The sequence below is a fragment of the Corallococcus sp. CA054B genome (genome assembly GCF_003611625.1).
Taxonomy (GTDB): domain Bacteria; phylum Myxococcota; class Myxococcia; order Myxococcales; family Myxococcaceae; genus Corallococcus; species Corallococcus coralloides.
Genome location: NZ_RAVY01000049.1, coordinates 15,508 through 38,781 on the forward strand (window position 1 = coordinate 15,508; position 23,274 = coordinate 38,781).

22 protein-coding genes are annotated in these 23,274 nt (G+C 68.3%); 12 read left to right on the forward strand and 10 right to left on the reverse strand.

All coding sequences use genetic code 11. The features are described from left to right. Window positions 1-6: 6 nt before the first annotated feature. The 3 genes from D7V80_RS14850 to D7V80_RS14860 all read right to left on the reverse strand — a co-directional run bounded on the left by D7V80_RS14850 (window position 7) and on the right by D7V80_RS14860 (window position 4,475). Window positions 7-246: a hypothetical protein gene (locus D7V80_RS14850; protein WP_120588785.1), complete on the reverse strand. Its 240-nt coding sequence runs from the start codon at window positions 244-246 to the stop codon at window positions 7-9. Then, window positions 243-3,200, reverse strand: a complete 2,958-nt coding sequence (locus D7V80_RS14855; protein WP_120588786.1) for an HAD-IC family P-type ATPase — start codon at window positions 3,198-3,200, stop codon at window positions 243-245. Before D7V80_RS14855 ends, D7V80_RS14850 begins: the two co-directional genes overlap by 4 nt. Window positions 3,201-3,536: 336 nt before the next feature. Continuing rightward, on the reverse strand, window positions 3,537-4,475 hold the full coding sequence (locus D7V80_RS14860) for a hypothetical protein (RefSeq protein ID WP_120588787.1): 939 nt from the start codon (window positions 4,473-4,475) through the stop codon (window positions 3,537-3,539). A gap of 231 nt (window positions 4,476-4,706) precedes the next feature. Here D7V80_RS14860 and D7V80_RS14865 point away from each other — a divergent pair, with 231 nt between their 5' ends. Genes D7V80_RS14865 through D7V80_RS14875 form a run of 3 tightly spaced genes read left to right on the forward strand, consistent with a single transcriptional unit; the run spans window position 4,707 to window position 7,594 of the window. After that, window positions 4,707-5,240 (forward strand): hypothetical protein, encoded by a 534-nt coding sequence (locus tag D7V80_RS14865; protein WP_120588788.1) that lies wholly within the window; start codon window positions 4,707-4,709, stop codon window positions 5,238-5,240. 22 nt (window positions 5,241-5,262) lie between these two features. Next, a complete protein-coding gene (locus D7V80_RS14870) occupies window positions 5,263-6,279 on the forward strand; it encodes a hypothetical protein (protein WP_233585367.1) in 1,017 nt (338 codons plus the stop codon). Window position 6,280: 1 nt separating this feature from the next. Beyond that, the gene (locus tag D7V80_RS14875) at window positions 6,281-7,594 is read left to right on the forward strand and encodes a peroxidase (protein WP_120588790.1); all 1,314 of its coding nucleotides are present in this window, start codon (window positions 6,281-6,283) and stop codon (window positions 7,592-7,594) included. Window positions 7,595-7,606: 12 nt separating this feature from the next. Here the strand turns inward: D7V80_RS14875 and D7V80_RS14880 are convergent, their stop codons facing one another. Then, the gene (locus D7V80_RS14880) at window positions 7,607-8,575 is read right to left on the reverse strand and encodes a M91 family zinc metallopeptidase (protein WP_120588791.1); all 969 of its coding nucleotides are present in this window, start codon (window positions 8,573-8,575) and stop codon (window positions 7,607-7,609) included. Window positions 8,576-8,897: 322 nt separating this feature from the next. Between D7V80_RS14880 and D7V80_RS14885 the strand changes: the two genes are divergently transcribed. Genes D7V80_RS14885 through D7V80_RS14890 form a run of 3 tightly spaced genes read left to right on the forward strand, consistent with a single transcriptional unit; the run spans window position 8,898 to window position 10,761 of the window. Next, the gene (locus D7V80_RS14885; RefSeq protein ID WP_120588792.1) at window positions 8,898-9,719 is read left to right on the forward strand and encodes a TIGR02452 family protein; all 822 of its coding nucleotides are present in this window, start codon (window positions 8,898-8,900) and stop codon (window positions 9,717-9,719) included. Window positions 9,720-9,728: 9 nt separating this feature from the next. Continuing rightward, window positions 9,729-9,920, forward strand: a complete 192-nt coding sequence (locus tag D7V80_RS41430) for a hypothetical protein (RefSeq protein ID WP_147447107.1) — start codon at window positions 9,729-9,731, stop codon at window positions 9,918-9,920. 10 nt (window positions 9,921-9,930) lie between these two features. Then, window positions 9,931-10,761: a HEAT repeat domain-containing protein gene (locus D7V80_RS14890; RefSeq protein ID WP_120588793.1), complete on the forward strand. Its 831-nt coding sequence runs from the start codon at window positions 9,931-9,933 to the stop codon at window positions 10,759-10,761. Window positions 10,762-10,800: 39 nt separating this feature from the next. Here D7V80_RS14890 and D7V80_RS14895 read toward each other — a convergent pair whose 3' ends face one another. Then, window positions 10,801-11,190, reverse strand: a complete 390-nt coding sequence (locus D7V80_RS14895) for a hypothetical protein (RefSeq protein WP_120588794.1) — start codon at window positions 11,188-11,190, stop codon at window positions 10,801-10,803. Between the two features lie 27 nt (window positions 11,191-11,217). After that, the gene (locus D7V80_RS14900) at window positions 11,218-11,835 is read right to left on the reverse strand and encodes a glutathione S-transferase family protein (protein ID WP_120588795.1); all 618 of its coding nucleotides are present in this window, start codon (window positions 11,833-11,835) and stop codon (window positions 11,218-11,220) included. Window positions 11,836-12,011: 176 nt separating this feature from the next. Here D7V80_RS14900 and D7V80_RS14905 point away from each other — a divergent pair, with 176 nt between their 5' ends. Next, complete coding sequence (locus D7V80_RS14905) at window positions 12,012-12,854, forward strand: alpha/beta fold hydrolase (RefSeq protein WP_120588796.1); 843 nt, start codon at window positions 12,012-12,014, stop codon at window positions 12,852-12,854. A gap of 30 nt (window positions 12,855-12,884) precedes the next feature. Here the strand turns inward: D7V80_RS14905 and D7V80_RS14910 are convergent, their stop codons facing one another. Further along, window positions 12,885-14,489 (reverse strand): Ig-like domain-containing protein, encoded by a 1,605-nt coding sequence (locus D7V80_RS14910; protein ID WP_371807713.1) that lies wholly within the window; start codon window positions 14,487-14,489, stop codon window positions 12,885-12,887. A gap of 358 nt (window positions 14,490-14,847) precedes the next feature. Here D7V80_RS14910 and D7V80_RS43645 point away from each other — a divergent pair, with 358 nt between their 5' ends. The 4 genes from D7V80_RS43645 (at window position 14,848) to D7V80_RS14930 (ending at window position 18,552) form a co-directional block, all read left to right on the forward strand. Continuing rightward, window positions 14,848-16,212 (forward strand): M57 family metalloprotease, encoded by a 1,365-nt coding sequence (locus tag D7V80_RS43645; RefSeq protein WP_120588797.1) that lies wholly within the window; start codon window positions 14,848-14,850, stop codon window positions 16,210-16,212. Between the two features lie 212 nt (window positions 16,213-16,424). After that, entirely contained in the window at window positions 16,425-17,201 is a 777-nt protein-coding gene (locus tag D7V80_RS14920; RefSeq protein WP_147447108.1) for a hypothetical protein, read from the forward strand. Next, window positions 17,202-17,519, forward strand: a complete 318-nt coding sequence (locus tag D7V80_RS14925; protein ID WP_120588799.1) for a hypothetical protein — start codon at window positions 17,202-17,204, stop codon at window positions 17,517-17,519. It begins immediately after the preceding gene. Between the two features lie 103 nt (window positions 17,520-17,622). Continuing rightward, on the forward strand, window positions 17,623-18,552 hold the full coding sequence (locus D7V80_RS14930; RefSeq protein ID WP_120588800.1) for a hypothetical protein: 930 nt from the start codon (window positions 17,623-17,625) through the stop codon (window positions 18,550-18,552). A 35-nt stretch (window positions 18,553-18,587) separates the two neighbouring features. On the opposite strand, the gene D7V80_RS14935 is transcribed toward D7V80_RS14930, so the two are convergent. From D7V80_RS14935 to D7V80_RS14945, 3 genes are all read right to left on the reverse strand, one after another. Continuing rightward, window positions 18,588-18,875, reverse strand: coding sequence for a hypothetical protein (locus tag D7V80_RS14935; protein WP_147447109.1), 288 nt, complete (start codon window positions 18,873-18,875; stop codon window positions 18,588-18,590). Between the two features lie 349 nt (window positions 18,876-19,224). Next, entirely contained in the window at window positions 19,225-19,872 is a 648-nt protein-coding gene (locus D7V80_RS42245; protein WP_199738645.1) for a hypothetical protein, read from the reverse strand. Next, entirely contained in the window at window positions 19,869-21,656 is a 1,788-nt protein-coding gene (locus D7V80_RS14945) for an AHH domain-containing protein (RefSeq protein ID WP_199738646.1), read from the reverse strand. Before D7V80_RS14945 ends, D7V80_RS42245 begins: the two co-directional genes overlap by 4 nt. A 338-nt stretch (window positions 21,657-21,994) precedes the next feature. On the opposite strand from D7V80_RS14945, the gene D7V80_RS14950 reads away from it, so the two are divergent. Then, window positions 21,995-23,209, forward strand: coding sequence for an RICIN domain-containing protein (locus D7V80_RS14950; protein WP_120588803.1), 1,215 nt, complete (start codon window positions 21,995-21,997; stop codon window positions 23,207-23,209). Window positions 23,210-23,274 lie beyond the last annotated feature (65 nt).

Below are 23,274 nucleotides of genomic sequence, written 5' to 3' on the forward strand. Positions count from 1 at the left end.
TCCTCCCTAGACCCGGGCTTCGTCCGTGGGCCGCGTGCGGTGGCCTCCGCGAGCCCTCGCTTTCGCCTCCGCCATCAGATCCTCGAGGTCCTCGTGCTTCATCGCGGCGCGCGCCATCACCATGTCGACGAAGTGGTAGGCCGAGGTGGCCACCTCCACGAGGAGCGGCCGCAGATGCTTGGTCACCAGCACGGTGCCCGCGCCCGCGCCGTAGCCCAGGAGAAAGGAGGGAAGGTCGAACTTCATGAAGGTGTCTCCAGGAAAGAGGGTGTGTCAGTCATCCGCCGCGCCCGGCGCACCACCTGCGCGCCCCACGCGGGCGTCGCGCCCACCAGGGCCGGGAGGAGCAGTCCCGCGACCAGCCCGCCGAACGTCAGCGGCGTGGGCGCTGGAAGGCGTAGAACCCGCCGCAGCGGCGGGAGGGTGAGCGCCGCCGCGTGCAGGGCCGTGGCGCCGCCGACGAAGGCGTAGATGCGCCACTCGCCGTCCGCGGGGAGATGCCGCCGTGCCGCCCGGGGCGCGCGGCACACGGCCGAATAGCCGAGCTGCACCGCGGTGAGCATCCCGAACGCCAGCGGCGGGCCCCCCGCTGCCATCCCCAGGGCTCCAAAGCCCGCCATCAGCGCGCCGTCCCGCGCCACCCGCCGCATCGCCTGCCTCGTGAGCAGCGGCATCCCCGGTGGCGCCGGAGGCCGGTCGAGGATGGCCGGGTCTCCCGGCTCCAGCGCCAGGGCGATTCCCGGCAGCGTGTCCGTGAGGAGGTTGATCCACAGCAGCTGCAGCGGCGAGAGCGGCTCCCGCAGCCCCAGCAGGTTCGCGCCCAACACCAGCGTCATCTCCGAGAGGTTGGTCGCGAAGAGGAAGCGCAGCGCCCGGCGCAGGTTGTCCTGGACGATGCGGCCTTCGCCCACCGCGGACATGATGCTGCGCAGGTCCTCGTTGGCCATCACCACGTCCGCCACCGCGCGCGCCATGTCGCTGGAGCGCACGCCCACCGCCACGCCCACGTCCGCGGCCCGGAGCGCCGGGGCGTCGTTGATGCCGTCTCCCGCCATGGCGACGATGGCTCCCTGCGCGCGCAGGGCCTTCACCAGCTTCCGCTTGTCGTCCGGGGTCACACGCGCCAGCACCGCGGTGCGGGCGAGCCCGTCCGAAAGCGCCTCGCCCGACAGCTCGAGCAGCTCCGCCAGCTCATGCGGGGTGAGGGTGTCCCCCTCCAATCCCACCTGCCGGGCGACGGCCTCGGCCGTGCGGGGCTGGTCTCCCGTCAACACCACCGTCCGGATGCCCGCGCCTCGCGCCTGGCGCACCGACTCCGCCGCGCCCTCGCGCAGCGGGTCCCTCAGCCCCACGAAGCCGATGAAGGTGTACCCCTCCGTCGGTGCGGGGCCTGCGTCCCCGGCGAGCCGCCGCCAGGCCAGCGCCAGCACGCGCAGCCCGTCCCCCGCCATCGCGTCGTTGCGCCCCGCCAGCCGCTTCCGCTCCCGCGCGTCCAGCGGCCCTTTCGAGTCCCGTTCGCACATGTCCAGCACCTGCTCGGGAGCTCCCTTGAGGAAGGCCACCGTGCCATCGCCGGGTGCATGGTGGACGCTCAGCACGTAGTGGATGGCCTCGGAGCGCTCAAGGAGGTGGCGGCGGGGAAAGGCGCGGCGCAGCGCGGCCCCGTCCAGCCCCGCGGCGTGCGCGGCGGCCACCAGCGCCTTCTCCGTGGAGCTGCCGGACACCTCCAGCGTCTTGCCGCGGCGGTTGATGTCCACGTCGCTGTTGAGCATTCCCAACGCCAGCGCCAGCGTGGGTGGATCCTCCAGCACGGCCTGGGGGCGCGCACGCAGCGAGGACAGCTCCAGGGGGCCATCCCCCAGGTCCAGCACCTCCAGCCGCATCTCGTTGCGCGTGAGGGTGCCCGTCTTGTCCGTGCAGATGACGGTGACGCCTCCGAGCGCTTCGGCGGCCACCACGCGCCGCACCACCATGCCGCGCGTGTGCAGCCGCTGCATGGCGCGCAGCAGCGCCGCGGTCGCCACCAGGGGCAGGCCCTCGGGAAGCGCCGCCACGCCCAGCGCCACCGCGCCGCGCAGCACCTGGGGCCCGGAGCGGCCGTGGGCCAGGCCCGCCAGGGCGGACAGCGTCGCCGCGCCCACGGAGGCCGCCGCCACGCGCTGGTCCAGTTGGCCCATCTTGCGCGTCAGCGGCGTGGACGGCGCGGACTCCTGCGCCACCAGCTCCCGCACGCGCGCCATCTCCGTGTCCGCGCCCGTGGCCACCACCAGGGCGCGCCCACGTCCCGCCGCCACCGAGGTCCCCGCGAACAACAGCGACGTCCGCTCGGCCAGCGGCGCCCGCGCATCCACCGGCGCGGCCCGCTTGGATTGCGGCTCGCTCTCGCCGGTGAGGGGCGCCTCGTCCGCGCAGAGCCGGTGCGCCTCCAGCACGCGCATGTCCGCGGGCAGCACGTCACCAGCGCTCAGCAGCACCACGTCCCCGGGCACGAGCTCCGCCGCGGGCACCGTGCGCAGGACGCCGCCGCGCAGCACCTGCGCCATGCCCGCCTCCAGCTTCTGCCACGACGCGAGCAGCTCCTGGTTGCGGCGCTCGATGCGGTAGCCGATGCCCGCGTTGAGCCCCACCACCGTGAGGATGGCGGTCGCCTCCAGCCCGTCTCCCGCGAGCGCCGAAGCCCCCGCCGAACCCAGCAGCAGCATCGTGGGCACGGTGGCCAGCTGCGAGCCCAGCATGGCCAGGCGCGAGCGCGGTGCCTCCTCTTGCACGATGTTGGGACCCAAGCGCTTGAGCCGCCGGGCCGCCTCCTCGGAGGTAAGGCCCTGATCCGTCCCGTCCAGCCGGGCCAGCACCGCGTCCACGCTCATCGCGTGCCACGGCTCCCGAGGTCCGCGTTGCGCGCCTTGCGCCGGGCGGGCCTTGGGCGGCGTGGGGCCGCGAGTGGGTGGGGCGTCGGGCTCCTGGCTCAGCCGGGCCAGCAGCGGGGCCTCCGGTGCGTAGCGCACCAGCAGCCGCCCGGTGCGGGGCTCCGCGCTCACGTCCACGACGCCGGGCCAGGTGGCGAAGGTTCGCTCGATTCGCTTGCAGAGGAAGGTGTTCCACTGCAGTCCGGGGACCTCCAGGCGCAGCCTGCGCGCCGCGGTCGAGTGGCGTACCACCCTCGCGGGTGCGCACTGCCCATCCATGAGGAACAGCACCATTCGCGACCCCCGCCGGCTTTCCGAACGTGGGGATGGCGGCCCGCCGGAACAACACAGCCCGGCGGGCCAGCGAAGGCCGCGGGGATGACACCCATTCCCCCCTCCCGCTGGATGCGTTTTGTGAAGGATTGGTTCCTTTCACCAGCAAACAAATCCATCCCGCGTGCGGGGTGGGGCCATGCCGAGAACAATGCCAGCTTCACCGGCGCGCTCCATGGCGGCGCCGAGTCATACAAGCGGACCTATCCGGGAGCGACGCCGCCGGCCGCGGGTGACCACAGTTCAATCTCGCTCCAGGCGGGGCCGCGCTCCCGTGGAGCGCCTCGTTCTGAAGGCTCAACCGGAGCGGCGGCGCCTGGTGGCCTCGGGCGTCCGGGCGAGGTGGAGCATCTGGTAGAGGCTCAGCAGCATCATCGTCACCGCGCGGGACGCGTCCGGGGCAGGGGAGGCTTCAGCCGCCGCGTCCTTCGGGACATGGGGGAGCCAGGACTCCTCCAGCCGGATCCGGATCCGGAGGTGCTCCCCGGTGATGCGCAGCCGCTGGAGCTTCGCACCGGTCGGAAGGCGCACCGCCTCTTGGGCCCTGTCGGGTGACAGCGCCGCGAGGTCCGGGTGGCGCTTCGCCTTCACGCGCAGCCGGGCCTCCAGGAACAGGGTGTCGTACTCCTTGGACTTCTTGCGACGCCGGGTCGCGTTGGGGCCAGGGACGCAGAGCTTGTTCCTGCGGCGCTCCACCGCGCTCAGCCGCAGGTGCGAGCCATCCGCCAGCCGTGTCTCCAGCGTGAGCCACGGATCCAGCACATCCGTCCCGGCCTTCGAAAGGAGCTTCAGGTCATAGAAGCTCGAACCCGGCCCTTCGGGACGCGGGTCGGGACGAAGCCGCAGGCGCACGGGCGTCCCGGGTGCGACGTCCTCCCTGAGGCGCAGGAGCACCCGGCGGACCAGCTCCGGCCGGCGCTCCACCGCATCACCCGGATGGCCCTCCGCGTGGAAGCGCCGGGGCAGCAGGCTGCGAAACCACAGCACGAGGCCCAGCACGACCGACAGGACTCCCGCCACGACGGACAGGGGGCCGTCCTCGGTGCCAGCGACCCAGATGACCAGGAGGAAGACCCCTATCCTTGCCAGGGAGGCGAGCCGGTGCCCCACGCGGCTCCGGAAGCGGCGGGCCTTCTGGGTGGGGGGGAGCGCTGCCAGGGCATCCAGCACGCCTGTCAGGGGAGCCTCGAGCTCCAGGGCCTGCGACTTCGGGTTGATGCCTTCAACGGATGCCACGCGGCCCCTCTTTTCCGACATGGGCGTGTTCGGGGGCGGGCATGTTAGCCGCTGCTGCCGGTCCTGCTCACAACATGTCAGGTGCCTCACGGGGTGAGTCCTTGATGCGTCTGTCCCCAGCCTCAAGAGGTCTGGCGCTTGAAACGCAGCCTGGCCGCTGGAGGCCGGCGGCCCTTGCATGCGCCGGGCCCCGTCCCGAGCTTGAACCATGAGCGTCAGAGGAGCTTCGCGATGGAACTCACACCTCAAGCAGTCGCCATCCCCAAATCGACCGAGCACCTCGAGAAGGGGAAGTACGGCCCCATCTTCCCGAAGACTCCCGCCTGTTACGGCTTCACCATCGTGGCCAACGTCAAACCAGGGCGCGCCGATACGCTGCGCGGCTACGGTCAGCGATTGGCCGAGTCCCTCAAGGCCGACCCCCACCTGCTGGCGCCGCTCAAGCTCCACTACCTGCGCTGGGTGCTCTTCGATAACGACACCCGGTTCATGTATCAGGGCATCTTCGACACCGATTTCGACAAATACACCGAGGACGCGGTCGTCATCTTCACGCGCTCCGGCATCAACACGGCCTTCGAGAACCTCGAGGGTTTTCCCATGGACTGGAAGACCAACACCCAGGGGTTCATCCGGTTCCTCCGGGACCACCAGTGCACCAGCTTCCTGGAGTACGGCGAGTACCCGTACTTCTCGAGCGATGAGATCAAGAAGGCCTTGAAGCTCAAGGCCGCGTTCACCGAGATGCTCGAGCAGATGCAATAGGACCGCAGCGAGAAGGCCTGTCATGAGCCCCCAGCCCGCACGGACGTACAACCAGGACCACGCGCCCCGGCGATATGCGAAGGGGCATCGGCGCGTCAGCGTCTACACGTCATGGAGCTACCCCGGAGAGGCCAATCGGGATCCGACCGAAATGGACAACCGGTTCTCGACGATGACCGAGGTCCGCCGGGTGCTCTGGCCCACGTATGAGTCCCCGCAGTGGGCGGATCCGCGGAGGTTCCAGCAGGGCATCTCCGGCTCGCTGGAGCTCTTCTTCTGGGCCTGGGTGCGGTTCCAGAAGCTCGTCGCGGAGGCCACCGGGTACGCGGTCCCCATGTTCCAGCGGGTGGATCAGGCGGGCTTCACCCTGCCGCTCGACGAGCGGGTCCTCGCCGACGCGGACACGCTGCTCGTCTTCAGTCTGGACCACAACGTCACCGAGCAGGTGGCTGCTCCAGAGGAGATTGAAGCGGTCCGCGCGTTCCTCGCGCGCGAAGGCACCTGCCTGGTGATAGGCCCCCACCATGACGTCGGGCACTCGGAAGACCTCCAGGAGCGCGCCCTCGAACACGCCCACCACGGCGACGCGCTGGTGCCCCGCCAGCAGCGCTTTGGCAATTATGCGCGCTCGTTGATGCAGGGCCTGGGAATCCCCGTCGAGAACCGCTGGGGCCTCCGCCCCGCCGTCGTCGAGGGAACGAACCGCAGCGTCCCCCTGACGGTGCGCGAGGACCTGGACACCCGCGGCTGGCTCAGCGGGGTCCAGAACTTCAACTTCCACATGCACCTGCCGCACTACGCGGTCACGACGGACGACGCCCGTTCGGTTCGCGTCCTGGCGACACAGCCCATTGACCTGACCCGGCCCCATCCCTTCACGAACGCGGGGAACACCGAGTTCAACGCCCTGGTGTGGATGCCGCCTGGCGACGGCAGGGCCGGCGACGTGCTGGTGGCGGACTCCACCATCTTCAGCACCCTGTTCGGGGCGGACGAGAGCCTCGAGCGCTTCTGGAAGAACCTGGCCACCGACCACTGACATGCTCGAACTGGACGACATCCAGAGCGGAGTGCTTCGGCCCCGGCCCACGCCCTATGTCGCGACCTACATCCTCCTGCGCATCGACGACCGGAGGGCAGGGCGGGAGCTGATGCGCCGGCTCGTTCCGGTGGTGTCCTCGTCCGCGCATCCGGAGCGCCCGGCCGCCGAATGCTGGGTCAGCGTCTCGCTCACGTATTCCGGGCTCGTAGCGCTGGGCGTGCCAGGGGACTCCCTGGACAGCTTCGCGTGGGAGTTCCGGCAGGGGATGGCGGCCCGGGCGAAGGCACTGGGGGACGAAGGGGAGAGCAGCCCCGAGCATTGGGAATCACCCCTGGGAACCCCAGACGTCCACGTCGTGCTGACGGTGCTCTCTCCGGACCGGGCCCGGCGCGATGCCGCGCTGGAGCGCGCGGGCGGGGCCCTGCGGGAGCTGGGCGGCGTCCAGGCCCTCTGGCGTCAGGACTGCCACGCGCTCAGCACGGAGCGGGAGCCGTTCGGGTTCAGGGATGGCATCAGCCACCCGGCCGTCGAGGGGAGCGGCATCCCCGGTAGCAACCCCCATGAGGTGCCGCTCAAGGCAGGTGAGTTCGTCCTGGGCTACCCCGACGAGACAGGCAACCTGCCACCCATGCCCCAGCCCGACGTCCTGGGCCGCAATGGGACGTACATCGTCTTCCGCAAGCTCCATCAGCGGGTGGCCGCGTTCCGGCAGTACCTGAAAGAGAGCGCGAGCAGGCCCGAGGACGAGGAGCTGCTGGCGGCGAAGATGATGGGGAGGTGGCGCAGCGGCGCGCCCCTGGCGCTGTGCCCGCACCATGACGATGCCTCCCTGGGCGCCGACCCCCGGCGCAACAATGACTTCCACTACGCGGATGATCCGACCGGTTACAAGACACCGCCCGGGTCGCACGCCCGGCGCGCGAACCCCCGTGACGCGTCCGTCGCGGGAGTGGTGAGGCTCCACCGGATGATCCGGCGCGGAACCGCCTACGGGTCCGAGCTCCCCGAAGGCGTCCTCGAGGATGACGGCGCCGACCGGGGGTTGATGTTCGCCTTCATCGGCTCGCACCTCGGACGGCAGTTCGAGTTCGTGCAATCCGAGTGGCTCAACGGCGGTGAGTTCCTGGGGTTGGGGGAGGCGAAGGATCCGCTCGTGGGCGCCCACGACGGAACCGGGGAGTTCGCCTATCCCAGGCGGCCCATCCCCCGGTGTCTCAAGGGCCTGTCGCGGTTCGTGGTCACCCGCGGAGGCGAGTACGGCTTCATGCCCGGCTTGCGCGCCCTGCGGTGGCTGGCGGACCTGCGGACCTGAACGCCCGGTGCATCACTTCTCCAGGTCGCCGACGATCTTCTGGAAGGGCGACGGCTGGCCGGACAGCTTCTGGAAGAAGTTCCGGGCGTCGGTGCCCTCGTCGTAGTTCTTGAAGGCCTGGTCGTTGCTGTTCTTCCCGTCGGGCTTCAGGCCCGAGTAGTCCTGGCGGGAGGGCAGGCCGTGCTCGGCGCGGATGGCGTTCTCGGACGGGGCCCAGTTGTTCTTCGTGTGCGGCGTGGGGCGCAGGCCAATGGTCTCGAACTCCTCGGAGAGGCGGAGGCGGTTGTCGACGGTGGCCTTCATGTTGTCCGAGTGCGCCGGGTGCTGCTTGAAGACGTCCGCGTTGCTGTGCTTGCTGGCGGCCAGGGGGCTCACCTGGAGGCCGTTGGACGCGCGCCAGGCGTGGACCGACTCGTGGCCCAGGCTGTTGAAGCGCTGGCCGCCGCCGTTCTCGTTGTACTTGATGTCGCTGGCGGTGCCGGCGCCGGGCTGCCCGTCGAAGCGGTACGCCGGGCGGGTGGACGACAGGGTGCCGTCGTTGCGCGGCACATGCGAGTTGGGCATCGCCGAGTTGCGGCCCGAGTAGATGTCCATCGACGTCAGCGGCTGGCGCAGCGTGCCCGTGGCGCCGGGGTTCACGGCCTGGGTGCGGCCGTTGATGTCGTTCAGCATCTGGTTGCCCACGGGCTTGCTCGTGAGGCGGTTGGTGGAGTTGCGCACGTCCTGCGTGAAGTCCGCGAACTGCGCGCCGGACTGGCCGCTGTCACGGCGGGTCCGGATGCCCTGGAGCTTGGGGTCCACCACGCCGTAGTCGGTGGGCTTGAGGTTGTTCTTGCCCGCCTGCAGCTCCGCGGGCGTCGCCACCGGCTTCGGCTTCGCGGTCTCGGGCTTCGCCGGCACGCTGCCGCTGCGGGGGCGGGAGGTGGAGGTGGAGCCGAACGACGAAGAGGGCTTGGAGAACGAAGAGGAGCGCAGCTTCATGGGAGGGCCTCGGGAGTGGAGTGCAGCGACGGACCACCCCTACTGCACCCCGCGTGCCCACCGTTTCACGGCCCCTGGGGCCACACGCCACGTCTGATTCCAGGGGGTTACGTCGAAGCGAGGGTCGCGGCCCTGGTGACTGGAGTCGGGGGCCTGATGGCTCCAGACATCAGGCCCCGACCCGCCGCGGGCGCGAAGCCGACGCTGGCGAGGCTCAGCGTGAAGACATCATTCTCTCCGAAATACCCAGACTCCGCTCGCCTGTCAGGACCAGGCGCCCATCTTCGTGTTTTTAGTACACGAAGACTTTCGGGAGAGGGACATGTCGCTGAAGGGGATTGCGCAGGAGACGGTGGGAATCGTGGAGCGGGGGGAGTACGTGGCGCCGTCCGGGCGGCCCGTGCTGTTCCGGGAGCAGGTGGAAGGCGCCCTGCGAGGGACGGTGCTCTACCGGCCTGGAGACTTCGCGCGGCTGCCCCGGCCCGAGCCACGCGCGGGAGGCTCCGCGCTTCGTATCGAGGTCACTCCAGAGAAGACCGGCGCCGCGTCGCGCCGCTGCGTGGAGGTGGAGGGCGTGGCGGACGTCGTCGCGCTCAACTTCGCGTCCGCGAGGAATCCCGGCGGCGGCTTCCTGGGCGGAGCGAAGGCGCAGGAAGAGGACCTGGCGCGCTGCTCGGCGCTCTATCCATGTCTGCTCACGCAGCGCGACTACTACGACGCCAACCGCGCCGACCGCTCGCCGCTGTACACGGACCACGTCATCTATTCGCCCCAGGTGCCCTTCTTCCGCGATGAGGGGCTCACGCTGCTGGAGAAGCCCTTCCAGGTCTCCCTCATCACCGCGCCCGCGCCCAACGCCGGCTCTGCCGAGCGGAATGCGCCGCACCTGTTGCCCCGCATGCGAGAGGAATTGCACGCGCGGGCCATCAAGGTGCTCCAGGTGGCGGCGCACCACGGGCACCGCACGCTGGTGCTGGGCGCGTGGGGCTGCGGTGCCTTCCGCAACAATCCGCACGACGCGGCGGATGCCTTTGCTCGCGCCCTGGATGCGTTCCCCGGCGTCTTCGAGCGCGTGGTGTTCGCGGTGTGGGAGCGGGGAGGGGATGGGCCCAACCTGCGGGCCTTCCGCGAGCGGTTCGCCTGAGGCGATGGGGTGCCGCGTACCCAGTTCGTCACGCGCGCGGGCCATCCGCTCACCCCGCTGCCTTCCGGCGAGGTGCTGGCCGTGGGCTGCGCGACGGCCAGCGGGCCGTTCACGGAGCTGTATTCACCGTGCGCTGAAGTGAACGCACGCAGGCCCGGTGCAACGGCGCCGGGCCTGTGGAGCAGGGGCGTCCGGCGCTAGGCTGCCCGGCATGGATTCCCCGCCCGAAGCAGACCTCTCCACCGATGAACTGTTCTCCCGCACCCTCCAGGGTGGCGAGGAGGACGAGGGCGCGTGGCGGGCCATCTGGCAGCTGCACCACCGCGGCGGGGAAGAGGTCTTCCAGCGGGCCGCGGCCTGGCTCCAGTCCTCCTCACCGAAGGAGCGGGGACGCGGCGCGAACGTCCTGGCGCAGTTGGATTTCCGGCACCGCTCCCCGGAGCGCATCGCCCGCTTCACGGACGCGCTCCTGCCGGCGCTCGCGAAGGAGCAGGACGCCGCAGTGCTGGAGGCGATGGCCGCCGCGCTGGGCCACCTGGGGGATCCCCGTGCGGTGCCCGCGCTCCTTCCCCTGAAGGAGCACCCGGACGCCCACGTCCGCTTCGGCGTCGTCATGGGGCTGGCGAGCCACCGGGACCCCCAGGCGCTCCAGGCGTTGATCCACCTCTCACGCGACGCTGACGAAGTCGTGCGCGAGTGGGCCACGTTCACGCTCGGCTCCCAGGCACGCGAAGTGGACACGCCGGAGCTGCGCGAGGCGCTGGTGGACCGGCTCTCAGAGACGCACGTCAAGATTCGCGGGGAAGCCCTCCTGGGATTGGCCCTGCGCAAGGACGCGCGCGTCCTGGAACCGCTGCGGCGCGCGCTGGAGGGGCCCGTGGTCACCACGCTGGACGTGGAGGCGGCCCAGGCGCTGGAGGACGTCTCGTTGCTCCCGCTGCTGCTGGGGCACCGAGAGGCCTGCGACGAAGAGGACGAGGACCACGAGTTCCGCGCGGTCCTCTTCGAGGCCATCCACGCCCTGGAGTCCCTTCCCCGGTGACGGCCGTATCGCCGAGGGGAACGCAGAGGGCTGCTTGCCTCAGCGGAACACCAGGTCCTGCTCGGTGAAGGGCCGCGCTGGAGTGTCCGTCACCGCATCGATGAGGAAGGCCTGCCATCTGGCGACCTCGTAGCCACCGTAGCCGTTGCGGTTGAGGTAGGCCTCGATCGCCACGGCCCGCTCCAGCTTTTCGGCAATCAGCCAGCGAACCCCACTGGGAGGCATTCTGGCTCCTTCGCGGATGGCGCTCACCTCGAAGGAGATGTTCGAGGTGAGCAGCGCCGGGTCCCCTCGGAAGACACGAGCGACGCGTCCTTCAACGACTGCCACGCCTTGCACTTCCGAGGGAAGCACCACGCGGTCAATCTCAACCTGGACGTGGAACTCGGCATCCATGGCGGCTCGGGTGTAGTGGTCGGGATGAAGCATGCCCCAAGGCTACACCTCCTCCAGGGCCTACGGCGCGTTGAGGACGTCGGTGATGCGCAGGTGGCGGGGCTGGGCCTGCACCCGCTCGAACCAGGCGCGGATGGCGGGATAGCGGCCCAGGTCGAACCGGCCCTCTTCCGCCACGTGCGTGTACGCATACAGCGCGATGTCCGCGAGGCTGTAGTGCTCGCCCGCGAAGAAGGGCCGCTTGCGCAGCTCCCCCTCCATGATGTCGAGCGCGGCGTAGCCCTTCTGGGTGCGCTCCTCCAGCTCCTTCTCCTTGCCGGATGGGATGCCGAAGAAGGTGTGCCACGCCCGGGCCACGGCGATGTAGGGCTCGTGGCTGTACTGCTCGAAGAACATCCACTGGAGCATCCGCGCCCGCTCCAGCCGGTCGGTGGGAATGAAGGGCGTGCCCTCGGCGAAGTACCAGAGGATGGCGTTGGACTCGGCGAGGAAGACCCCGGGCTCCAGCTCCACGGTGGGGGTCCGGGCAATGGGGTTCATCGCCTTGAACTCCGGCGTGCGCGTCTCTCCCGCGGAGAGGTCCACCTCCCGCGTCTCAAACGGAATCGAGAGCTGATGCAGCAGCAGACGGACCTTGTAGCAATTCCCGGAGGGGTGGAACTGGTGGAGCTTGATCATGGGCGGTGAGTCTATTCCCATGAGAGTCCGCGTGCCTTTCTTTGAGCAGTCGAGGACACGCGGTTGGCCTGCCGGGGCTTGGACCGCGGTCCGCGTTGGCACGTCCACGGGCGCCCTCCACCCTCAGGTCGGCCTGCGCCATTCGCACGCAGGCGACTCGAGTCCTTGGGGGGGCCATGAACACTCAGTGCTTCACGGAACAGAACCTGCGCCGGTGGGGCCTGCTCTGGGCCCTCGGGGCACTGCTGGTTGCCTGCTCGCCTGCATCCAACGTTGGTCCCGTCAGCGACGAGCAGCCGGCCGACGCTTGTGAAAAGCCCACGGTCGTCCTCGTCCACGGGGCCTTCGCCGATGCATCCGGTTGGGCCGGAGTCATCGCGCCGCTTCAGCAACAGGGCTACACGGTCTACGCGTTCGCCAACCCCTTGCGCAGCATCGCCGGGGACGCGGAGTACCTGCGGTCCTTCTTGAGCACCCTCACGGGCCCCATCGTCCTGGTCGGCCACTCCTATGGCGGAGCGGTCATGACGAACGCGGCCACCGGTAACCCAAACGTGAAGGCGCTCGTGTACGTCGCCGCGTATGCACTCGACGAGGGAGAGACGCTCCTGGCCGCCAACACGCTCGGCGGTGGCCAATCCGAGCTTGGCAACCACCTTGTCTTGCGCCCCTTCCCTGGAGCCGGGACGGAGGATGCTGACGGCTACATCGACCCCGCCTTCTTCCACGAACTCTTCGCGGGCGACCTCTCCGAGGAGGACGCGGCGGTGCTCGCCGCGAGCCAACGCCCGGCCGCCGCCTCCATCTTCCAGAGCCCCTCCGGCCCGCCTGCGTGGAAGGACCTTCCGTCCTGGTATCTGATTGCCAGCGACGACCACACCATTCCGCCCGAGGCCCAGCGAGTCATGGCCCAGCGCGCTGGCTCCCAGGCCGTCGAAATCGAGAGCTCCCACGTCGCGATGATCAGCCACCCGGACGCCGTGACGGAGCTGGTCGGCGAAGCCTCCGGATGCCGTTGAGTCCGGAGGCCTCTGGGCGCCCCCCTGGGATCAGGGGTAGACGCAGGTCACATTGAACGTGCTGGCACTGCGATCGCCCAGGCTCCAGGTGCCACCGCCGCGCACGACGATGAGACCGCTGGCGTAGGGGGTCGAGCTCCAGATCCACTCAAGAGTCCATCCCGCGTTCGCGAGGAAACGACCGCCTTTCTCGACGTGCAGTGCCTCCAGCTCCGACGAGGTCGGCAACCGCCACCCCGTGTGGTTGGCGGTCGTCCTGCTGGAGCAATAGGTCTCCGCGTTCGCGTACGTTCGCAGGGACGCGTCCGGCCGCATCCAGGTCCGTCCTGCATGGGAGACGGTGGCGGGGTATTCCCCCGTCCCACGAACACACGTCAGGAATTGCTTGTCGGAATCCAGGGAGTAGCTGGAGCCGCCGGTCGCCATGTTCGTCACCCGATGGCCATTGGAGATGGGTGTCATGGCCCAGATCCAATCGAGCGGCCAGCCTGCCGCCGCGAGCTGGTTCGTGCCTTTGTCGACCCACAAATCGGTCAGTTCTTCGACGGTGGGCATGCGCCACCCGGTTTGACCCGCGATGGCCGTGTTCGAGCAGTACGTCATTCCATCCATCCAGGTCACGGTGGCCGCCCCCGGCCTCACCCAGGTCAATCCTCCGCTCGTGAGCGCGCTGGTGGGGTCGATGGCTGCCGGCAGCCCCGAGACAGTGAAGGACTTCGAGGCCGAGAGGCCGTGGGCATTGGTCACGACGACGGTGATGGTGGGGAGGATGCCCGCTGCCGTGAAGGCAGGCGCCGTCCACACGACATGGCTGGTGTTGGCGGTGTCCTGCGCCGTGGCCAGTGCGCCTGTGCTGGCGGTCCAGGCAAAGGTCAGGGGGCTGGCCTGCGGGTCCAGGGCGGTGACGTCAAAGGCCACCGTCTGCTCAGGCGAGGTGGACGTGGCGGACTGGTAGAAGCTCGTGAAAGTCGGAGCAAAGCGCACGGGAGCGGTGTCGGCGACACAGAGGTTGAGCGAGCCCGTGGTCTGTCCACCCCGGCCGTCTTGCACCGCGACGGTGAGGCGGCAGTTGTTGCATGCGCCGGCCGGCCTGGAGGAGGGGATGAACGAGGCGGTGCTGGACGTCGCATCCGCCCAGGTGCCGGGACAGGAAGCGGTCCACTGGTAGGAGAGGGCATCCGCATCCGCATCGGACGCAAGCGCGGTGACGGCGGTGGACTGTCCCGCGTCGAGGCGGTTGAGGGAAGCGGAGACCCTGGTGACGACAGGCCAGCGGTTGAAGGAGATGTCGAGGGTGGCGTCGCCGGTGACGAGGTCCGGGACGACGTTGACGGAGAGGGAGACGGAGACAGCGGAGCCCTGGGAGTCCGTCACGGTGAGGGTGAGGGTCTGCACGCCGGGGAAGGCAGGCGCCGTCCACGAGGAGGCCGCGGAGGTGGTGTTTGAGAAGGTGCCACCGGAGGTGGTCCAGGCCAGGGTGAGCGTGTCTCCGGGGTTGGGGTCATGAACCGTGGCGGACAGCGCGAGGGAGGCGCCTGGCTGAAGCGCATTGCTGGAGGCGGTCAGTGAGTCAATGACGGGCGCTTCATTGTCATAGGGCGCGAGGGCCGGAAGCTCCTGGAGGCTGAGGAACACGGCGGTGGTCTGGTTGGCGGTGATGGGGTCACCTGGACGCGGCTGACATCACTCAGGGAGAGGGCTTGCTGGACGGAGCCGGCGAGTTGGACGGAGCCGACGGGCTGAGCGCTACAGGCCATGAGGGCGAGCAGCAGCAATCCGGCGAGGACGGAGCGAGGACGGTGGAGGGGCATGGTTTGTAGGGAGTGAGCGGCTGGAGGCCGGCCTGACGTTCGCGGAGCACTCATGGCGCGTCCAGCCGCAAATGTCGTGCAGTTTGCATTTACGCGTTTTGCGGTTATTGGATTGGCTTTGGAGCATGCATGGATGGGGACGCGCGGTCGCGCGCTGTCCTTTCCTCGAACAGGAGGTTTGCATGCGTAGACTTTCCATGGCGCTGCTCGTTGGTGTCTCCATTGCCGGTTGCGGAGGCGACCCGGAAGTGGAGAACCGGGAGATCATCTCCAACCTGATCGAGGCCGGCTTTCCGGCCAATGACATCCAGGTCTTCGACGGAAACGTGTACGTGGGCCGCGACGCTCACGTGACCCTCGAGGCGTCCCGCGAGCTGCTCCAGCCCCTGGAGGAGGGGAGTGCCGAGCAGTACCGCACGACGAACCAGGTCGGCACGGGCGTGACGAAGATCTGCGTCAACCCCACCGCCGCGTTCAACAGCTATTCCAACCTGAGCCAGGGCCTGGACCTGGCCATCGCCAACTACAACGAGCAGGGGCTGCGGCTCACCTTCGCTCGCGGACCGACCACGGGCTGTACGGCGAACATCTCCGCGGAGACCACGACCGGCACTGGCGGCCAGGCGGGCTTCCCGTCGAACGGGATGCCCTATGGCGTCTTCTATATTGGCACTGGCCTGGACAGCTACAGCGCGGACGTGAACGAGCACGTCATCACCCACGAGCTGGGTCACGCCATCGGCTTCCGTCACTCGGACTACTACAACCGCAGCATCAGCTGCGGCATCGGTGGCGACGAGGGCGAGGCGGGCGTGGGGGCCATCCACATCCCCAACACGCCCACCACGGCCACCGTGGGCGGCTCGGTCATGAACTCGTGCTTCCGGTCGACCGAGACGGGGGAGTGGACCGGCTCGGACATCACCGCGCTGTCGGCCCTCTATTCGGGCGGTGCGGTCCAGAGCTGCTCGAACTACAACATCACCTCCTATCGCGGGCAGAACGGGACGCAGATCCGCTGCGGCTGCGGCGCGGTGGGCGGCGGCGCCGTGTGGGGGACGGACCTCTACACCGACGACTCGAACGTCTGCGTGGCCGCGGTGCATGCCGGCGCGATCGGCACGGCGGGTGGGACGGTGGTGGTCACCATCCAGCCGGGGCAGTCCAGCTACGCGGGCACCACGCGCAACGGCGTCACCACGTACTCCTACGGCGCCTGGTCGGGGAGCTTCTCCGTCAGCGGCACGACGCCTCCGCTGAACACCTGCTCCAGCTACAGCTTCACGTCCTATCGCGGCCAGAACGGCACGAGCATCCGGTGCAGCTGCGGTCCGGTGAGCGGCGGCACGGTGTGGGGGACGGACCTCTACACCGATGACTCGAACGCCTGCGCGGCCGCGGTGCACGCGGGGGTGATTCCGGCTTCGGGTGGCAACGTGTCCGTCACCATCCAGCCAGGGCAGTCCAGCTACACGGGCACCACGCGCAACGGCATCACCACGTTGTCCTACGGCGCCTGGTCGGGAAGCTTCTCCCTCAGCCCGTAGTCAACGCGCTCGCCTCCGGAACGAGCGGCCCCTGGGGACGACTGTCCCCAGGGGCTGCTTTTTGCCCGGTCAGGAATGGGCGGCCAGGAGCTCCGCAAACACGGCACGGACCTGCTGGCGCAGCCAGGCCGTAGGAACAGGAGAAGGGGGCACCGTCCTCGGATACAATCGCCATGCACATGGCCCAGGGGGAAAGCGGCTTGAAGCTTTGGATGTTCGTTGTCATCAGCGTGGTGATGGGGGGCTGCTCTACTCGCGATATCGACAGTGACGCGGATGGCGGCGTGAACGTCGTTGTCGACGCGGGCACTGACGGGGGCCTCGATGCGGGCGCTGGCGAAGGCGTCGACGCGGGCACTGACGGAGGCTTCGACGCGGGCACTGACGCCGGCGCCAATGCGGGCACTGACGGGGGCGCCGATGCGGGCACATGCACGCAGGATGCGGACTGTGACCTGGAGCAGCGGTGCGAGCACGCGACCGGTGCGTGCGTGCCCCGGACCTTGCGGTGCACGACCTCCGCGGACTGTCTTGCTTCGGAGCTCTGCCATCCCACGGCGGAGGTCTGTGTCCAGACCTGCATGAGTGCCGCGGACTGTCCGGACTCGGCGAAGATCTGCGACGTGCTGAGCCCCACCGATTCGCAGCGGGTCTGCAAGTGCTCCACGGATGTGCTGTGCAACGAAGGGCGCAGCACCTTCGACCGGGTGTGCTCGATCCAGGATGCCGTTTGCACGCCGAAGTGCACGGCGGATGCGGAATGCACCGAGGGGCTGCGCTGCGATACCACCACGGGGCAGTGCAAGGTGCGCGGTGACAGCGGGGCCCCCTGCACGGGAGCGGGGCAGTCGAACTGCGACTACGGCACGCACTTCTGCAGCTCGAACGTGTGCGCGGCGCTCTGGGAACCCACCTGCCTCAACTACGAGAACTTCCCGAACAAGGACCGGCTGGGCACCACCGGCCCCATCCTCTACGACGCTCGCTAGGTGAGCGTCAGGACCGACGCGGCGCTCTGCGGGAGCGCGACCCCCAAGCGCGTGGATGTCGCCCTCTCCGCGTATGCCAGCAGGCCCTTCCCGATCCTCAAGTCGGAGCTGGGTGGCTTCTTCCGGGTGATGGTGGATGGGTCCACGCGGGACGGCCAATCGACCCTGTTCCCGGGAAACACCTACACCGTGTCGGGCGAGAACCGGGAGCGTGCGGAGTTCGTCGTGAGCCTCTGCGTCGAGGCGGCAAGCACCACCGTTTCAGGCGGCTTCTACTTCACGGGCGGCAACTTCCTCTGCTTCCAGGCCAACTTCTAGGGAAGGCCCCATCACGAATGCGGGGCTCGGATGTGTCCACGGGGCGCCATGGGAGGCCGTGAACCCCGCTCTTCCGGCTCCGGTCCGTAGTAGGAACGCTCCGATGTCCGAACTCGACGACGCCGCGCTCCTGGAACTGCTGGACCTGACCTTCGACGCGCTCTGTGCCTCCCGCGTCTCGGACTGGGTGGACCCCGACCGGGTCCTCGCCGCGGTCGACCTCGCGTTGACGCCCGCGCGGGTGATGGACTGGCACGCACGGTTGGTGGTCCCCATGCGCACGCGCCTGCTCGCGCGCGCGGCGAAGAGCCGCACCCGGCTGGGCGCGTGGCTCCCCGCAGAGGCCACCGCGTCCCTGACGGCGCTCCTGGGCCAGCCGGTGCACCTGCCTCGCAAGGCCATCGACGAGATGGTGGCGTCCGAGCAGGTGCGGGAGACCGTGCGCACCACGCTCCAGGAGACCTTGTCGTCCCTGGTGAGCAAGGTCATCGCGGGTGCTCCCGGGGTGGGTGGCGGCGGGCTGCGGGATGCGCTGAGCTGGGGTGCGCGAGCGGCGGCCTCGGCGAGCAAGGGAATCCTGGGAGGCCTGGGCGGCAGCTTGCAGGACCGCGTGCGCGAGGTCATCGACGGCTCCATGGCCCTGGTGCAGCGGCGGATCGCCGAGCGGCTCGCCAGCGAAGAGACCGCCCGGTCCCTGGGGGCTCAGCGCAAGAAGGTCTTCCTGTCCACCCTGGAGAAGACAGAGGCCGACGCCGCGGAGGCGCTGAACCGGGTTCCCCACGAGCAGCTCGACTCGATGGCGCCCCAGGTGATTGCCCACAACCTCGCGCGTCCCGAAGTGCGCGAGGGGGTGAAGGCCGAGCTCCACGCCGTCCTGGAGGACCTGTCACGGCACACCGTGGGGGAGCTGCTCGATCAGGCCGGGCTGCGGGACGCGACACGCCAGTGGCTGCATGCGCACGGTCTGCCCTTCGCGCGCAGGCTGGCACACTCCGCACCCGTCACAGCATGGAGGGCCCGGCCCGCCGGGTAAGCAGGCCGGACCAATGCATCGCGAAACGACAGGCTTCAGAAGTAGTAGGTGTAGCGGATGTAGAGCTTGTAGTTGATGGCCACGATTTCACAACTGTCCATCTTCGCGAAGCTGCTGTGATTCTTGACCATGTGGGCCTCCGCGATCTTCCGTTGCTCTGAGTTGCAGGACACGCCGCCCTCTCCGTCGGCCTTCACCTCGAACTCGTCGGCCATGGCGGCCTGTGCCTGGACCGTGCGCTCGTCGCCTGTCGTTGCTTCCGAATCGACGCCGCCACAACCGAGCATCAGTCCGCCGGCCAGAAGTCCCACGATGATCCGCATGTGCATTTGTCTTCCTGGGTAGAGGTTGGTTTTACGTCGCAATGACGCAGGCACGAAGCAAAGCAGGCTTCATGCCAGTCATCGCGGAGTCCAGCGTTCCCAGGGATTCCAGAGTGAGGCGCGGACATGGCGATTGTGATTCGTGAAGGGAGATGTGTCGATTCACGTCACAGGGCCTGCTTGATTGTAGCGTTCAGCGCCACATGCAAACCTTTGCACTGGCGGTGACTTTGCCTGTTTCTCCGCGTGAGAGCAGGTGCCGAACTGGGACACCATCCGCGCTTCGGCTTCGGGGGCCATCGTGTCGTCAAGGGCCGGGCCTCCGGTGCCCTCGCAATGGGCACGGAGGTCAGCGTTGAGGGCGCCACCACAGGCCCTTCAGTTCAGCGGCCTCGCAGGCCTGCCGGGCTTCCTCGGTGAAGCAGTAGAAGGTCAGCTCCGGGACACAGAAGACGGGCGGGAAGCCCCCTGTCGGCTCGCGGAGTACCAGGGGCAGGGCTTCGTCCTGACCCAGGACGGATTCACCGGATTGATGAAATGGCACTCCCTTCACGAGGGTGCGCTCACGGTCCAGACAAGGGGTTTCTTCCAGCAACTGGAGGATGACGAAGTCCTCGTTCTTCATCGTGGGGTCCGTCACCGGGTACCAGGTCCGTTGCCGTGTGAAGCGGTCGCGCACGAGGTGCTTGATGCGCTTCGAGTAGATGACCGTGGGAATGGCGCGGTGGCGGAAGGGCCCCACGGATTCGAGCACGCGCACCATGCGCTTGGACACCAGCAGCAGGCCCAGAGGCGTGGTGACCAGATGGTCAAGCCAGGCAGCGTTCTCCAGGTTGCCCACGAACTCGACGACCTCGGGCGCCCCTTGCTCTCGCTGGTAGTCGATGGAGGGCTCATGGAACGTCACGTACTCGAAGCCGTCGAACTCGATGATCTCGGCATCATGGACCCCATCCTCCGTGATGTGAGTAACGTCCGGCAGCAGTTCATGAATCATGCGGTGTTCGACTCCGAGGAGAGCGGGAGCTCCACCCTGGCGAGCTTCTGGCCGACAAGCACGTCTCCATCGTAGACCTTCTTGATGACCGGAGCCTCCAGAACCTTGGATTCGATGGCGTGGCGCAGTTCGTCTTCGACCTTGCGGATGGCGTCGTCAATGGCTTTGGGGGTCCATCGAGAGGGAGGACCCAGCTTGATGAGCTTCGCCAGTTCACGATTGAGCATGCTCCTGACAAGGTTGCTGTACGAGGGGTGGCTGCCCGAGTGGATATAGCCCCATTCCGGGTTTGCTCCCGGAGGCATGTCGAGGATGTTCGAACCCCGGTCAATCGTATACCCCTCGACACGCTTCATGGCCTCGCGGACCAACTGGTTCGTCTGTGCCTCCGCGTCCGGGATGAGGTGATGCAGGGGGTGGCCTTGGGAGATGCGCGCCTCCGCCGCGGCCCGCGCCGCCTCGTCATGGGTCTGCTTCACCCAGTCCAGGTAGTTCTTCCGGTAGCGCGTGAAGATGCTGATGCGTGACGGTGCCTTGCTGGACTTGAGCACGATGAGCCCGTCCTCGGTCACCGTGAGCGCCGCGTACTCGTTGCCCAGGGACTGCCCATTCGGCCGGCGGAGGCGGTACGGCTGCGGCCCGTCGCTCAGCTTCTCCAGGCGATAACCCGCCTCCTGGAGTTCCTTCTTGAAGGCGTCGAACGCGGGAGTCCCTTCCTTCGGAATCTGACGCCCGACGAACTGCTTGAGCTTGTCCCAATTGGGAAGCTTCTCCAGCAGCTTCTCCAACTCGGCGTCCCCCAGCACCCGGTCCGTCAGGGGCGGCTTGGAGGCCGAGCCGCCCTTGGCCGCTTGGGACATCAGGGGCGTGCCCCAGCCCCAGGGATTCAATGGCAGGGTAGTGGGCGCCGCGGTGATGGCACCCGGCTGGAAGATGGGGACCGCCACGGCCGAGCCACCAGCGCCGGCCGTCTCCATCATGACAACACGGGGGAGGGTGATTTTCACGCTCTCAGCCAGCTTGAGCCCCCGTTGCAGGTTGGACTTCGCGCCCATGAACGCCAGCGCGGCCATGGCGATGCTGATCAACATTCGCAAGAAGGACTTGCTGGCCTCCGCGATCTTCTCTGGGTTCCCATGGGCCTGCCACGCCTGGACCAGCCACTGCTTCGCGTGCGTCAGGGCTTCGCCCGTTGCCTCGACGAGGCCCTGGACGCCGAAAACCGCCAGCGCCAATTGGATGATGGCCGCCGCGAGCTGCCCCACCCCTGTCGGTGACGCTGCCAGAAGGGTGGACAGGAACTCCGCGCCGATGAATGCCAGAACGATGCCGATGATCTCCGGCAGGTGTTCGAGGATGGCATCGCGATACTGCCCGGCAACCGCGCGGAAGTGCTTGGGCGCCTCCTCCACGGACGCGATGACATCCTCCAGGTGCCGCGCGGCCTTCCGTGCCCGGGCGAGCGCCCCGCCCGTGATGGAGCCACTGGGGACGAGGCCCTGGAGCTGGTCCGCGAACGCCAGGCTGACCAGCCAGATGCGCTCTCCCGCCATGAGCTTCACATCGCCGCCGTCGCGCCGGACACCCTTGCGCCCGCACTGCGCGTTCACATGGTGGATGACATTTTCATAGAAACGCAAATCCTTTCCTGGGGCGATTCCCTGTCTGTAGATGTGCGCGGCGATGCGCTCCAGACAATCCCCGGGACGGATTGCGTAGAGGGTTGCTGCCGGTTCTGGCAGCTGAGTGGTGATGCGCAGGCCCTGCACGTAGCCCTTCAGCAAATACCCTTCCACACGTGTTGCCACGTAGGACCATCCGGATGTCTGGGCACGGTCACGGATGACGGAGACGCGGGCGCCTGGGGGCAGGGGCTGACGCGTCAGGCATTCGGACCCCTTCGCCTCCGCTGGGAGCGTCCGGATGTTCGCACCGTCACGGTGATCAATGAACCCGAAATGGCTCGACATGCTCCCCCCAGGCAGGAGTCCTTCGCACTGTTAGGATTCAACAGCGTGCCCATGCCGTACAGGACCGTGCGGGTGGGGATGACAGGCCCGCCACGCTTCCATCGCAGCGTAGAGGGTGGGCACTGCCTGCCACACGGAGAGTATGATGAGGCATGCACTCTCCCAAAGGGCTCCTCCTGGCCGCCCTGGCATTCGCTTGCGTCGCCTCAGCGGCCAGCCCCGTTCCCACCTACCAGACCCGGGCCATCGAGGGCTGGACGGTTCGCATTGATGAACGCCTGCTGGCAGGGGCGAACAAGCCCCTGACGGACAAGGCCCTGGTGCTCCTGGCGGCGCAGCTCAAGGAGGTCGTCCGGATCATCCCCGCGGGCCCTGTGGCTCAGCTTCGCAAGGTGACGCTGTGGCTGTCGCCGCCCTATCCCAACGAGCCGCAGGTGGCTTGGTACCATGCTGGCGATGCCTTGCTGCTCCAGAGTGGGCGCAACCCGGCGATGCGGAAGAGCATCGAGTTCTCGAACGTCCTCATCTTCGAGAAGGAAACCAGGCGGATGCCCCTATTCGTGCTCCACGAACTCAGCCATGCCTATCACGACCAGGTGCTCGGCTGGGAGCACGCCGGCCTCGCGGCTGCCTATGAGCGCGCGATGGCAAGCAAGAGCTTCGACTGCGTGGAGCGCTGGTGGGGACCCGAGCGGTCCAACACGTTCGAGCGTGCCTATGCCATGACAGACGTGGGGGAGTACTTCGCGGAGACCTCGGAGGCGCTCTTCGGCCGCAACGACTTCTATCCCTTCACACGTGAAGAGCTGGCCAGGCACGACCCGGGCATGCTCGCGTTGCTCCATCAGCTGTGGCAGCTGCCCTCGACCACGACACCCACCCTGCCTGCAACGCCCACTCCGCCGCCGGTGTCCGCCCCCTTCGATGCCCGCTGCTACTACCGGTTGACGACCCTGTGGCAGGGCGATGGGATGTCGCTGGACATCATCGGGGACGGCAAGGCCAACAACACCCCCATCCTCGCCAAGACGGGCAGGTACACGGGGCAGCTCTGGAAGCTGACTCCGGAGGCCAACGGCTTCTACCGTCTGACGACCCAGTGGCGTGGGACCAGCATGTCCCTTGCCAACACCGCCGGCAATCGCCCCCTCCTCGTCAAATCGGCGGATGTTCCGGAGCAGCGATGGAAGCTGAATCCGGAGCCCAACGGCATCTACAGGCTGACGACCCAGGCGCAGGGCGACGCGCTGTCGCTGGATATCGTCAATGACAGCAGGGCCAACAACATCCCCATCCTCGCCAAGGCAGGCTGCAATGACTCGGGGCAGCTGTGGAAGGTGACACCCGAGCGCCCTGTCGAGGATTAGCCGTGAGTGAGGAGCGGCCGGAGGGGCACACTGGGGGCACATGCGGCCCAACAGGGGTAACACAG

Coding starts and splice junctions, on each gene's coding strand:
- D7V80_RS14905 (WP_120588796.1), top strand. CDS start 12,012: ATGAACACTCAGTGCTTCACGGAACAGAACCTGCGCCGGTGGGGCCTG.
- D7V80_RS14875 (WP_120588790.1), top strand. CDS start 6,281: ATGCTCGAACTGGACGACATCCAGAGCGGAGTGCTTCGGCCCCGGCCC.
- D7V80_RS14880 (WP_120588791.1), bottom strand. CDS start 8,575: ATGAAGCTGCGCTCCTCTTCGTTCTCCAAGCCCTCTTCGTCGTTCGGC.
- D7V80_RS42245 (WP_199738645.1), bottom strand. CDS start 19,872: ATGATTCATGAACTGCTGCCGGACGTTACTCACATCACGGAGGATGGG.
- D7V80_RS14890 (WP_120588793.1), top strand. CDS start 9,931: ATGGATTCCCCGCCCGAAGCAGACCTCTCCACCGATGAACTGTTCTCC.
- D7V80_RS14930 (WP_120588800.1), top strand. CDS start 17,623: ATGTCCGAACTCGACGACGCCGCGCTCCTGGAACTGCTGGACCTGACC.
- D7V80_RS14885 (WP_120588792.1), top strand. CDS start 8,898: ATGTCGCTGAAGGGGATTGCGCAGGAGACGGTGGGAATCGTGGAGCGG.
- D7V80_RS14895 (WP_120588794.1), bottom strand. CDS start 11,190: ATGCTTCATCCCGACCACTACACCCGAGCCGCCATGGATGCCGAGTTC.
- D7V80_RS14950 (WP_120588803.1), top strand. CDS start 21,995: ATGCACTCTCCCAAAGGGCTCCTCCTGGCCGCCCTGGCATTCGCTTGC.
- D7V80_RS14865 (WP_120588788.1), top strand. CDS start 4,707: ATGGAACTCACACCTCAAGCAGTCGCCATCCCCAAATCGACCGAGCAC.
- D7V80_RS14850 (WP_120588785.1), bottom strand. CDS start 246: ATGAAGTTCGACCTTCCCTCCTTTCTCCTGGGCTACGGCGCGGGCGCG.
- D7V80_RS14900 (WP_120588795.1), bottom strand. CDS start 11,835: ATGATCAAGCTCCACCAGTTCCACCCCTCCGGGAATTGCTACAAGGTC.
- D7V80_RS14870 (WP_233585367.1), top strand. CDS start 5,263: ATGAGCCCCCAGCCCGCACGGACGTACAACCAGGACCACGCGCCCCGG.
- D7V80_RS14935 (WP_147447109.1), bottom strand. CDS start 18,875: ATGCGGATCATCGTGGGACTTCTGGCCGGCGGACTGATGCTCGGTTGT.
- D7V80_RS14920 (WP_147447108.1), top strand. CDS start 16,425: ATGTTCGTTGTCATCAGCGTGGTGATGGGGGGCTGCTCTACTCGCGAT.
- D7V80_RS43645 (WP_120588797.1), top strand. CDS start 14,848: ATGCGTAGACTTTCCATGGCGCTGCTCGTTGGTGTCTCCATTGCCGGT.
- D7V80_RS14855 (WP_120588786.1), bottom strand. CDS start 3,200: ATGGTGCTGTTCCTCATGGATGGGCAGTGCGCACCCGCGAGGGTGGTA.